This window comes from Pseudoalteromonas sp. C12FD-1 (genome assembly GCF_037414265.1).
Lineage (GTDB): Bacteria > Pseudomonadota > Gammaproteobacteria > Enterobacterales > Alteromonadaceae > Pseudoalteromonas.
Window position 1 is genome coordinate 1 of the sequence record NZ_JBBEVD010000037.1, and the last position, 12112, is coordinate 12112.

Here is a 12112-nt window from a genome sequence, read left to right on the forward strand (position 1 = left end):
TGGAAATAGCTTAATCATTTTACTGAGTTACTGGCAGGTGTATTTTGCTAGACGCTTACCGTTTATCTTGCTCACTTAACTGAGTAACTAAGTAGCCTTGATCTATTAACGCTTTAATGGCTCTTGAAACCGTAGACTTATCCATATTGGCCAATGAACATAATTCCCTCGCATTACTTTGACCAAATTGAGCTAAATTGGCCACTATGCGCCATTGAGAAATGGTTAAATTGTATTTTTGTTGATATACACTGGCAAAGTCATTACTAATTTTAGTTGCCAATTGGTTTAGCTGATAAGGTAAAAATTCATTTAAATCTATTTCCATTAGTACTTTCTCACCGTTTTTACACACTTTTCAAGTTGTGCATTTTTATTTACAGGCTAAAACATGCGCTCATTTGAAATTACTCTCACTTGAGAGTACTTTAAACTAATTAGGGCCTGTTGACCTTTCAGGATTGAAATTTGTTCAATCTAGGGGCCATTTAATCGCGGCGCGAGGTTTGTAACCTAGTGGGCTAAGTAAAAACCGAGCAACAAAGAGTAAATGATCCCTAGGCAGAACCCTTCGGGCAGCGCCTGTTTGGCATTTATGCTACGTTATCGCCTATTTATGGGGAACAACCACACTGCATAGGCTCTGTCTTGCCTAATTACCAAACAGACTGCTGCAAATTCAACCTCGAAAGATAAACAGGCCCTAGAAAGATAAAACACTGTCACTCTCACAGGATCACATTATGGCCAACGAAATAAACTACATGAGCGGTTTTGGCAATGAATTTGAAACCGAAGCACTACCCGGAGCACTGCCTATTGGGCAATTTACCCCACAAAAAGTTAAGTACAATTTATACACTGAGCAATTTAGCAGCACTGCCTTTACAGCGCCGCGTGCTGCTAATCGCCGCACGTGGTTATACCGCCTTCGTCCATCTGTTGTACAAGGCGAATACACCGCTATAGATAACGCATTAATAAGAACAGCACCTATAACTGAAGCAATTACGCCCCCTACGATGATGCGCTGGAGCCCGATTGATATTCCCTCGAAGACTACTGATTTTATTGATGGATTAATTACAATGGCTGCAAACGGCAGTGCCAATGGTCAATCGGGTATTGGTATTCATATGTATGTTGCAAACAGCTCTATGCAAGGCCGTTATTTTTGTAATGCCGATGGTGAGCTGTTGTTTGTGCCTCAACAGGGCGAATTGCTATTACACACTGAGTGCGGAAAGCTGACTGTAAAGCCTGGCGAAATTGCAGTAATCCCACGCGGGATAAAGTTTTCGGTTGATTTAATAGATGAAACTGCACGTGGTTACATTTGTGAAAACTATGGCCATGCGTTTGAGCTCGCCGAGCGCGGCCCCGTTGGTGCTAATGGCTACGCAAACGATAGGGACTTTAAATACCCTGTTGCGTCATTTGAAGATAAAGAAGGCAACTTTCAATTAATAACTAAATTTAATGGTAATCTATTTAGCTGCCCAATCACTCACTCGCCTTTTGATGTGGTTGCATGGACTGGTAACAGCGCCCCGTACAAATACGATTTGGCCCGTTTTAATGTTATTAACACGGTGAGTTTTGATCACCCAGATCCCTCTATTTTTACTGTACTTACCTCCCCCTCAGCCACTGAGGGCATGGCAAATGTAGATTTTGTAATTTTTCCACCGCGCTGGATGGTGGCAGAGAATACATTTAGGCCTCCCTACTACCATCGGAATATTATGAGTGAGTTTATGGGTTTAATAGAGGGAGTTTACGATGCAAAAGAGCATGGGTTTGTACCTGGAGGCGCTAGTTTGCATAATTGCATGTCGCCCCATGGGCCTGAAGCAGAGGTATTTGAAAAAGCATCTAACGCTGAGCTCATTCCGCAAAAATACGAGAACACGTTGGCCTTTATGTTTGAATCTCGTTACATAATATCGCCCACTAAATATGCCCTTGAAGGAAAAGAACGCCAAACTAATTACACTCAGTGCTGGCGTAGTATCACAAAACATTTTACAGGCGAGGAATAATAACAATGAAACTATACAGCTACTTTCGCTCATCTGCTGCTTATCGTGTACGCATAGCACTTAATTTAAAAGGCATTGAGCATGATATGCAATTTGTTAATTTACTTAAGTCTGAACAGCTAGCTCAGCCTTATTTAGATAAAAATGTGCAAGGCCTACTTCCCGCTCTAGAAACAGACGAAGGCGTATTAGCGCAATCACTCGCTATTTTAGAATGGTTAGATGAAAGCTATCCACAAACGCCGCTAATTTATGGTACTGCATGGCAAAAAGCGCAAATTCGTAATATTAGCTATGCAGTGGCATGTGATATTCACCCTGTAAATAACTTACGCGTGCTCAAGTATTTAAGCAACGAACTGGGTGTAGACGAGCAAGCAAAAACCACCTGGTACAGACATTGGGTAGAGCTTGGTTTTGAAAAAATAGAATTGATGTTAAGTGAAAATAATAACTTTTGCGCTGGGGATCAGCCATCGCTGGCTGATATATGCTTAGTGCCACAGGTATTTAATGCGTTGCGTTTTAATGTTGATATGGCTGCGTATCCAAAAATTGCAGCCATTTATGCCCGCTGTAATGCTCTAACTGCATTTAGTGACGCCGCGCCGCAAAATCAGCGCGATGCGGTTTAGCTTTTTAACGCACTGTGTATAACACTTACGTGCTCAATTAAATCAAGGCCCAGTTCGGTTAAATAGCCGCCATCTGGGCTATCTATTACGCCTTTATCAAACAACCTTTGCGCTGCGCTTAATAAATTTGGCTGCGCATCCGAGTGTAACTTGATCCCCTGCATTTTGCTCTCACGTGGAAACTTAGCTAATAACGTAAATTCATCTATCATTGTTTGATTAAATTGCATGTGTTCACCTTTTTATAGTTGTGTGTTTAAGTCAGTGTTGTATAACGCTATTACTTACCCTAGCATGTTTTTTAATCGTGTGTACTATTTTTAAACTATCAAAATTCGAGGTTGATCATGCGCCATATTATGAGTTTATTTATTTTTTTAATTGCATTCACTTTAGCCTTTAACAGCTATGCAAAAACGCTCAAAACACATTCTATTATTGACGCCAATGAGATTATTAATAGTGGTGATATCTGTTGGTACGATAACAAACGCTATAGTGAAGGTGCGCTGATACAAGTACAATCTTTTGTCTTAGTGTGCGCGGCCATTAACTCGCAGCAAAATAACCGTGAGCTAATTTGGCTAAAATTAAATAAAAATGGCAATGTTGTTTATCCCGCTAAGCCTAAAACCATTACGGTCAATTAGCGCTAAATGAGTATTTACGCTACAATGCGCGCAGTTTAAATAAGTAGTATGGCTATGGATAATCAACCAAAAAATCCTCTTCACGGGGTAACATTAGAACAAATTTTAGTAGAGCTTGAGCAACGCTTAGGGTTTAAAGCCATGGGCGAGCAAGTAAAAATTAAGTGTTTTACCGACTCACCAAGTATTAAGTCGAGCTTAAAGTTTTTACGTAAAACCCCTTGGGCGCGTGATAAAGTAGAAGCGCTTTACCTTCATACTTTAAGTAACAAGCCACTGCGTAAGCCTAAAAGCGCAGCACGTCCTAAACACACTAACACGCCTGATACGAGCGGTTTTGTTTGGCCGTCTATTAAAAAGTAATTAACAATACGCAATTAAAAAGCACGTTTAATCGTGCTTTTTGTATTTACAGCTCTTTGCTAATAACCTTTAGCGAGCCTGGGTCTATGTTAATAACCAGTGTTTTAGCTGTTTTTACCTCACCATCTAGCACGTACTTTATGTCATCATCTGCCGTAATGGTTACTCTTTTAGCATTTGTATGATGCGAGCTAATTGCCAATTGGGTTTGAGTAATACTGCTAAACATTAGCTCGGCAATGCTAAGCACGCTGGTTGTATTTTCTTCACTTGGTACCAGCCAATTTATGTCTAATAGACCATCTTCGTGATTGGGTTGCCCTCCCCCTTGCGCTAGTAATGTAGTAAACGGAGCCGCATTAGCAACTATAAAGCTATTGGTATGCACCTCTTGTGTTTGGTTATCGTCAAGAGTGACATAGAGTGTTTGCGCTTTTTGCTCACTAAATGCCTGAAAAAAACCGTTTAAATACGCAAGTTGCCCAGATTTATTTTTAGCCTCTCTATCCGCTTTTTCTATCATCGATTGCTCATAACCAATACCAGCTAACAACAGCATTAGCTCATCGTTACAATACGCGGTGTCTATTGTGTGAGTTTGACCATCAATAATTAAATCGCAGGCCTGTTCAACAGGAATTATTTTAGAGCTAATCCCCATAAGCACATGAGCTAAAGCATTGGCTGTGCCCATTGGTATAATGCCCAGTTTACACTGGGTGTTTACCAACACACTTGCTACTTCTGTCACGGTTCCATCGCCACCACAGGCAATAATTATATCTGGCTTATCGTTAATGGCTTGTTTAGCAAGCTCAATACCGTTTATTTCTTTGGTGGTGGTTAATACTTCTAAATCATAATACGCCGACAACCTAGCCACTATTAAATGCTCTTTGTCTTGCCACATTTTGGTACCCGACACAGGATTGGCTATTAATACAGCTTTGTTTTTAATAACCAGCTCGCCCTTTTTATGTCGCTTTGCTAAATGGCGAAGCTGATGCTTATTAAGATTTGCGGTTTCGCGGGTTTCTTTTATTTGCGCGAGCACTTGGTGAACATCGGCGTTTTTATTTTGGCTCAATAAATACGCTGCCATTACAAATACAGAGCGCCCTCTTCCTAGTGCACAATGAACTACCACGCGGCGGTCTTCTTTTATGTGATGATGGATCCAATTTATTGCCTGATTTAACTGCGAATGCGTAGGCACACTATGATCAAGCACTGGAATATTCAAGTAGCTAATATTTTCTTGTGTAGAGCTCCACTCTAAACCATCAAACTCACACGTAACATCTAAAATTGCTGTTATCCCGTTTTCTTTTAACGTATCAATATCGGAGGGGAATAATCTGCATGCTAAAAACAAGTGCTCGTTAACTTTTTGAATCGGAGGGACTTTATCGTGCTTTCGAGAATACGCATTGTAAATTTGCACCCCCAACAAAAAAGGTACAAATGCCCAGCGAATATAAAATGGGATGACACCATTTTCGCGCTTTCTAAAAATTTTCGCTAAATTAAAAATATATGCACCACTAACAAGTATTAACGACAGTGCACTCCAATAAAATACCACGGCAAAATAAACCGAGTTAACCTCCCAGCCTATCAATATAAAAATTAACGCTAAAATTAAATAACTCGTTGCAGCCCACATAAATTCCCCTTTGTATTTACTGTTTTTATGTTTTTTAACAGCCTTGTGCAAGTGTAGTTGCAATTTATACGCCAATAAAACACGAATTTAAAGCCCGGTAATTATTGTAACCAACTGATTATTAAGTACTATAATTTACGCCTTGCTAAGTTAATTAACTAATATGTGCTTTTTACATTTAAGTCGGTCATTTTTTCTCATCATTAAAATGCATTATTTAGGATTAAAACTTGTTTAGATGCGCATAACAGCTAATATGAAAAGTCAGCTATAAAGTGTGCATCCAATTCCCGCCCTTAAACGTTTAATCAGTAATAATAAAAACAACAGGACCCATATGGAAAACGATAATTTACTCCCCCTTTTGTGTAAAACTGCACAGGGTAACAAAACCGCTTTTGCCGATTTATATCAGCAAACCAGTGGTAAATTATTTGCGATTAGTTTGAATATGCTTTCAAACCGAGCTCACGCAGAAGAAGTATTGCAAGAGGCATTTATTAAAATTTGGCATAACGCATCTGAGTACAATTCCACAAAAGGCACTGTAATAAGCTGGATGATAAGCATAGTACGATACAGATGTTTAGATGCGCTGCGCTATCATAAGGTCAGAAAAGAACAAGCCATGGGCGATGAGCAATACGATGAACAAGCAGTCGATGTTAGTTACGACGAACAAACCAAACTCGTTGATTGTATTGAACAACTCGATCCACAGCAAAAACAAGCCATACATTTAGCCTATTACAAGGGCTTGAGCCATGGTGAACTAGTCAATTACATAGAAACGCCCTTAGGTACGGTTAAAAGCTGGATCAGGCGTGGGTTACAGCAGTTGCAGAGGTGTTTAACGTTATGAATTATAACAAACCAGAACTACTAGAGACTTTAGCGGCTCAATATGTGCTAGGCACATTAAAGGGGCTTGCCCGAAAGCGTTTTCAGCGTTTAATGTTGAGCCTACCACAAGCGCGCGAAGCTACCGTTATGTGGGAGCAAAATTTAAATGACTTAGCCAGTGCAATTACACCACAAGCACCCAGCGCTCATGTATGGCAACACATTTTAGATAAAATAGAAAACAACTCACCGCCAGCTAAAACAGTCATAAAACCGGCTCCATCGTTATGGCGTACTTGGTCATTTATAGCCACAGCGGCCTGTATTATTTTAGCATTTTTAATTATTCAGCCAACCACACAACTCCAAGATAGCCAGCAAATTGCGCTGGTACAAAACCAAAATAAACAATCACTGTGGTTTATTAATGTGAACGAGCAAGTATTGTCAGTTAAAGCCAGCACTAAATTAGTTGCTCAAACAGATAAAGACTACGAGCTATGGATGATCTTAAAAGGACAGGATGCACCTATTTCGCTGGGCTTATTGCCTAAACAAGGCGAAAAACTATTAATAAAAGACACACGCTTTAATGCGCAAAACATTGCCTTACTTGCAGTAAGTTTAGAGCCACTCGGTGGCTCACCTAATGGCTCACCAACTGAGGTACTTTATACCACTGAGCTAGTTATTTTATAGCTTTTTGCACGCGAAAAAAAGAGGGGGCTAATCGCGCATTAGCCTCCTCTTTTATTATTTAATTTAACAAAAAATAAAATTTTTTAACTTTTTTGCATCCATTGTGCTTTTTGCTTCGTTATTAATGATGACTCCAATCAAAACTAAAGGAAAAAGTCATGAAAGCTTTAACTCCATCTATACTCGCAGTAGTAGTATGCAGTACCTTAGTAAGCACCTCTAGCGAGGCATCAAGTCACCGTGAAGCGCCAAATATTAGCCGCTTTCCAACTTTAGACTCTACCGACTTTTATGTATTTAATAGTTATGAGGCAGGCAGAGACGATTACGTTACGTTTATTGCCAATTACATTCCATTACAAGATGCCTACGGCGGCCCAAACTATTTTGCCATGGACCCTGACGCAACTTACAGTATTCATATTGATAATGATGGTGACGCTGTTGAGGATATTACCTTTGCGTTTAACTTCAAGAGCATGCTCCCTAACGATAACCAAGGGGTGCAATTAACTGTTGGCCCAGAAGGTAATCAACGCACTGTATCTGTCCCCCTTAAAAATGTAGGTGGCGTTGCAGCAGGTGATGATAGCGCTGCAAATTTTAGTGAGTCATATACACTAAGCATGATTAACGGCCCACAACGCACAGGTACCAGTACCACATTAAGCAATACCACCACCAGCTCAACCACGTTTAATAAACCACTGGACTACGTAGGCGATAAAACATTTGGTTCAATGGCAGATTACCAAACTTATGCCGATCAGTTTGTTTACCAAGTTTCTGTACCGGGCTGTGACAGTATGGCCAAAGTATTTGTAGGCCAACGTAAAGACCCATTCGTTGTTAACTTAGGTAAAACCTTTGATCTAGTAAACTATGTGCCTGTAGAGGGCGACAGTGCACCTGGTGCGGGCGATGGCGGTGGTTTCCCTGGTGGTATTACGCAATCTGCCGATAATGATGACCTCATTGATAAAAACGTAACCTCAATCGCCGTTGAAATGCCTAAAAGCTGTATTGTGGGTGAAGGCAACGGCGTAATTGGCTCATGGACTACAGCGAGCCTACCTCAAGCACGCATTTTAAATCCTAACGCTAAGTTTGCAGATAACGCGGTAAATGGCGGTGCATTAACACAGGTTTCTCGCTTAGGTAACCCATTGGTTAATGAGCTTGTTATTGGTATTAAAGACAAAGATACCTTCTCAACGGCCCAGCCAAAAGACGATGCACAATTTTTAGATTATGTTTCGCACCCGTCTTTACCGGAACTATTAAATATTTTATTTAAAGATGCAGTAAATACCACATTAGGCGCTGAACTGGAAACACTAGCACCTACTAATTTTCCGCGCACAGATTTAATTACTGCATTTTTAACCGGTTTTGCTGGAGTAAACCAACAAGCAACGGTAACGCCTTCAGAAATGTTACGTTTAAATACCGCAATTGCAGCCACAGCCCAGGCTGATCAATCTGCATTTGGTGTTGCTGGTGATGATTTAGCGGGCTTTCCAAATGGCCGTCGCCCAGGTGATGATGTAGTAGATATTGCACTTCGCGTAGTAATGGGCCGTTTGTGTCACCCTATTCCAGTAAATGGTGAAGACACCGACTTAGGCCTGTGTACGCCAGAAGATGCTGATGTAGGTACAGTGCCATTCACTGATGGTGCGCCAGTTGATGCAAGCATGATGGATGCCGCTTTCCCATACTTAGCCACCCCACTTGCAGGGTCTAAATAAGGAGTAACGTATGCGTAATTTAACTCTTACTCATATCGGTGTACTACTTGGCGCACTAACGCTTAGCGCATGTAGCAACGATGATGACAATAAACTGCCTACACCGGTGGTAAATACAGCCCCCAGTGCAACTGATGTAATGTTAACCACACAAACAGAAGTTGAAATTAACGACATGTTAGTGGCTAGCGATGCCGATGGCGACTCACTCACCTATGAACTCACAACAGAGCCTACACTGGGCAATGTAGTAGTTAATAGTGATGGCAGCTTTACCTATACACCCAATAAAGAAGCAACAGGCAGTGACAGCTTTATGTTTGGCGTATCTGATGGGGTAAACCAGCAAGTGACAGCTATGGTTGATATTACCATTGAGGCTTTGCAAGTAGATTTTGCACAATTTGCCAGTGATGCATTTAATCAAAGCCCTAACGATGAGCCACTATCGACCAACGGACGTGTTTTTACCAATACAGATACCGATGTAAGTACTATTTCATCAGGTAACTAATTGATACCAAGCCGCAATAATACTTAATTATGCGGATTGGTATAAGTAATTTAAGCTGATGGCCATGGATGGCTTTTTTAAGAGGATAAAACAATGCACGGTCATTATAAAAAAATGCTCTTTGCTTTTTGCGCTGCACTGTTTGTAAGTAACGTGCTTGCAAAGCCCACGATTCCAAATGATGACGATATTATTGCAACCAGTAATTCATCAATTAGCGCTAATTTGACACTAGAGCAACTCAACACTTTGGTTTTAAACAGCCAATACATAGGGCAAACCGAGCGTTATCAAGGCGTGCTTAAAAACCGCTTAGCGGCACTTTATAAACAAGAACCCACAGCAAAAATAGGCTATTTATATGCAAGAGTGTTACAAAAAGAGCATCAATTTACACGCGCTATTAAAGTTGCAAATACTGTAATAGAAAAACACCCAAGCCATGTTAATACCCATCTTTTATTGGCAAATATGTTGATGACACAAGGTAAGTTTGAACAAGCCAAGCAACACTGTGTATCTCTTATTGGTGCAGCAAGCGTTATCACTGCAACAACCTGTGTGCTTGATATCCAAAGTCAGCAAGGTCAATTACAGCAAAGCTATCAATCATTACTTGATATTACTCAAAATAAAAACATAAGCTTAACAACCAAACAGGTACTTAGTGAGATGGCGTTTAGGCTTAATAAGCTCACCGAAGCGCTTGAGCACATTAACAGTATTGATTTAAGCAAAGCACCTGTGAGCCTCATTGTGTTATGGGCTGATATACAGCTAAGCCAAAACAACCCTGAGCAGGTACTTAATACCTTGAGTCAATTTAGTAATTTAAAGAGTCAACTTGAAGATGCTGTTTTACTTCGGCTCGCCATAGCTGAAAAACGCAGCACACATAAAGTTAGTGATCAGTGGCAAACACGTATGCAGCAACGAGTTAACTTACGAGAACAACGACAAGATACTTTTCATGCCAATGATTTAGCTAACTATTATATTCATGTACAAGTAGATAAAGCCAAGGCACAATATTGGGCAAATATAAATTGGCAGCAAGCAAAAATGAGCACAGATCAACACCTATTACACCAAGCTAATGCCATGGCTAGGGACACCTTATGAAAACATTAAGCTCTTTTTTAACCGCTTTACTTGTTACACTAATTTGCACTTTTAGTGCCCATGCACACCAACTAAGTACCAGTTACATCACTTTAGATAACGCGCAAAATCCGCAGCAATATACAGGTACATGGCAAATAAATATTAACGATTTAGAACAAAGCGTTGCGCTTGATTTAAACCAAGACCAACAAATAAGCTGGGCCGAACTTAAGTCACAAAACGAAGCCATTAATCGCTATGCAAAATCTAATTTTACTGTTTTACAAAACTTGCAAACTTGCCCGCTAACAATAGCTGATAACTACCAATTAGATAACCATTTTAATGAGGCTTATTTAGTTTTACCGCTGCTATTTAGTTGCGCCAATAATGCCGATATCACCCTTAACTACAGTGCTTTTTTTGAGTACGATGCTAATCACAAGGTGATTGTTAACGTAAACCAAGTATCGCGCGTATTTACCAAAGCTGAGCAACAACAGGCGTTTTCTACACAACAAGCAAGTTACCTAAGTACATTTAACCAATATGTTTATCAAGGTGTATTACATATTTGGATTGGTGTTGACCATATTTTATTTTTAATTGCCTTACTTTTAACCTGTGTATTGTATCGCACTAACAAACAATGGCAGGCAATCGCCTCTAAAAAACAAATAATTAAGCACACAGCCTGGATTGTAACGGCATTTACCCTCGCCCATTCACTTACTTTAACAGCGACAGCACTTAATATGGTGTCGCCAAATAGCCGCTGGGTAGAGCTTGGTATTGCAATTTCAGTATTATTTGCAGCTTTAAATAACGTATGGCCAGTTATACTGCGCCTTGGCTGGCTAACTTTTGCATTTGGTTTATTACACGGTATGGGCTTTGCCAGTGTGCTTGGTGAGCTTGGGTTATCGAGTGATTATCAGCTATTGAGTATTTTAGCATTTAACTTAGGGGTTGAACTGGGACAGTTGAGTATTTTGTGTCTAGCACTACCTCTGTTACTTATAGTGCGAGATAAGCCTACCTACATAAAATGGATAATGCCCATAGGTTCGCTTGCAATAGCCGCAATGGCTTTAATGTGGTGTATAGAGCGAATTTAATACAAAAAGCGAGTGCTGAGACTCGCTTTTTTATTTTCCATTACTGGGCTTTATCGAACGGCAATAACAGGGTTTTCATTGCAGGCCTTAGTGCGATTAAAACCGTTTCTTCGGTGAGTTCAGGGTAGAGCATTTTACGTAGCAGTAACCCCGCCATCATCGAAAAAATGACGTTAATGCGGCTTTCAAGCTCTTGTTCATCCGTGTTTTTAAGCGCACTCCGCTCACTGGTGAGCAGTTGGCGCATGCGAGAGCGTGCTTGAGTGTCCATATCGCGCAAAAGCAAGGCCACTTTATTATTGCGACCTGCTTCCGCCATCATGTCTAAATCAATGACACAAGCACCGGTATCCATATGCCTTTGCACACCCATGTTTAAGCCATCTATAAGCGCTTGCAAAACATCACCAGGGTGATCTTCAAACTCCTGAAAGATAGAAAACATTTCTTCCATGTCTTTAGCAATAATACTTTCAATTATTGCCTCTTTGCTTTCAAAGTAGTTATATATATGCCCAGCGCTCATACCTGCAGTTCGGGAAATTTCGGCCATACCTGCGCCATGGTATCCCTTACGTCTAAAGCACTCTGCGGCAGCACTAAGCACCTGTTCGCGCCTGGCTTGGGCTAAGGCTGGGTCTACATGTCTTTTGGCCTTAGTGCTCATAACCTAACTCCAGTATTAAACGCATACATAATAGGTAAGAACATTGCAGATCTTAATTTA

General features: G+C 40.5%; 14 protein-coding genes. 10 read left to right on the forward strand and 4 right to left on the reverse strand.

The genetic code is table 11. From position 1 onward, the window contains the following. Positions 1-55 precede the first annotated feature (55 nt). The gene (locus tag WDB87_RS02530; RefSeq protein ID WP_337848912.1) at positions 56-328 is read right to left on the reverse strand and encodes a MarR family winged helix-turn-helix transcriptional regulator; all 273 of its coding nucleotides are present in this window, start codon (positions 326-328) and stop codon (positions 56-58) included. Between the two features lie 415 nt (positions 329-743). On the opposite strand from WDB87_RS02530, the gene hmgA reads away from it, so the two are divergent. Both hmgA and maiA read left to right on the forward strand, forming a co-directional pair. Beyond that, a complete protein-coding gene (gene hmgA / locus WDB87_RS02535) occupies positions 744-2042 on the forward strand; it encodes a homogentisate 1,2-dioxygenase (protein WP_337848913.1) in 1299 nt (432 codons plus the stop codon). A gap of 5 nt (positions 2043-2047) precedes the next feature. Further along, positions 2048-2677 (forward strand): maleylacetoacetate isomerase, encoded by a 630-nt coding sequence (maiA, locus tag WDB87_RS02540; RefSeq protein WP_337848914.1) that lies wholly within the window; start codon positions 2048-2050, stop codon positions 2675-2677. Here the strand turns inward: maiA and WDB87_RS02545 are convergent. Beyond that, the gene (locus WDB87_RS02545; protein ID WP_286249185.1) at positions 2674-2907 is read right to left on the reverse strand and encodes a TIGR02647 family protein; all 234 of its coding nucleotides are present in this window, start codon (positions 2905-2907) and stop codon (positions 2674-2676) included. The genes maiA and WDB87_RS02545 overlap by 4 nt on opposite strands. 117 nt (positions 2908-3024) lie before the next feature. On the opposite strand from WDB87_RS02545, the gene WDB87_RS02550 reads away from it, so the two are divergent. Together WDB87_RS02550 and WDB87_RS02555 are read left to right on the forward strand one after the other, a co-directional pair. Further along, positions 3025-3327 carry a DUF1496 domain-containing protein gene (locus WDB87_RS02550; protein ID WP_374761410.1) on the forward strand — a complete coding sequence of 101 codons (303 nt, stop codon included), beginning with the start codon at positions 3025-3027 and terminating at the stop codon, positions 3325-3327. 54 nt (positions 3328-3381) lie between these two features. Next, entirely contained in the window at positions 3382-3690 is a 309-nt protein-coding gene (locus tag WDB87_RS02555; protein ID WP_286249181.1) for a VF530 family protein, read from the forward strand. 46 nt (positions 3691-3736) lie between these two features. Here the strand turns inward: WDB87_RS02555 and WDB87_RS02560 are convergent, their stop codons facing one another. Beyond that, on the reverse strand, positions 3737-5356 hold the full coding sequence (locus tag WDB87_RS02560) for a diacylglycerol kinase family protein (protein WP_337848915.1): 1620 nt from the start codon (positions 5354-5356) through the stop codon (positions 3737-3739). Positions 5357-5693: 337 nt separating this feature from the next. Here WDB87_RS02560 and WDB87_RS02565 point away from each other — a divergent pair, with 337 nt between their 5' ends. The 6 genes from WDB87_RS02565 to WDB87_RS02590 all read left to right on the forward strand — a co-directional run bounded on the left by WDB87_RS02565 (position 5694) and on the right by WDB87_RS02590 (position 11385). Then, the gene (locus WDB87_RS02565; RefSeq protein ID WP_286249176.1) at positions 5694-6218 is read left to right on the forward strand and encodes a sigma-70 family RNA polymerase sigma factor; all 525 of its coding nucleotides are present in this window, start codon (positions 5694-5696) and stop codon (positions 6216-6218) included. Next, complete coding sequence (locus tag WDB87_RS02570) at positions 6215-6898, forward strand: anti-sigma factor (protein ID WP_337848916.1); 684 nt, start codon at positions 6215-6217, stop codon at positions 6896-6898. The genes WDB87_RS02565 and WDB87_RS02570 overlap by 4 nt, the downstream gene beginning before the upstream one ends. Before the next feature lie 158 nt (positions 6899-7056). Continuing rightward, entirely contained in the window at positions 7057-8649 is a 1593-nt protein-coding gene (locus tag WDB87_RS02575; RefSeq protein ID WP_286249172.1) for a DUF4331 domain-containing protein, read from the forward strand. A 10-nt stretch (positions 8650-8659) separates the two neighbouring features. Beyond that, positions 8660-9163, forward strand: coding sequence for an Ig-like domain-containing protein (locus WDB87_RS02580; protein WP_337848917.1), 504 nt, complete (start codon positions 8660-8662; stop codon positions 9161-9163). A gap of 93 nt (positions 9164-9256) precedes the next feature. Beyond that, positions 9257-10285, forward strand: coding sequence for a tetratricopeptide repeat protein (locus tag WDB87_RS02585; protein ID WP_337848918.1), 1029 nt, complete (start codon positions 9257-9259; stop codon positions 10283-10285). Further along, a complete protein-coding gene (locus WDB87_RS02590) occupies positions 10282-11385 on the forward strand; it encodes a HupE/UreJ family protein (RefSeq protein ID WP_286249166.1) in 1104 nt (367 codons plus the stop codon). The genes WDB87_RS02585 and WDB87_RS02590 overlap by 4 nt, the downstream gene beginning before the upstream one ends. Before the next feature lie 40 nt (positions 11386-11425). On the opposite strand, the gene WDB87_RS02595 is transcribed toward WDB87_RS02590, so the two are convergent. After that, positions 11426-12052: a TetR/AcrR family transcriptional regulator gene (locus tag WDB87_RS02595; protein ID WP_055018021.1), complete on the reverse strand. Its 627-nt coding sequence runs from the start codon at positions 12050-12052 to the stop codon at positions 11426-11428. Between the last annotated feature and the right edge of the window lie 60 nt (positions 12053-12112).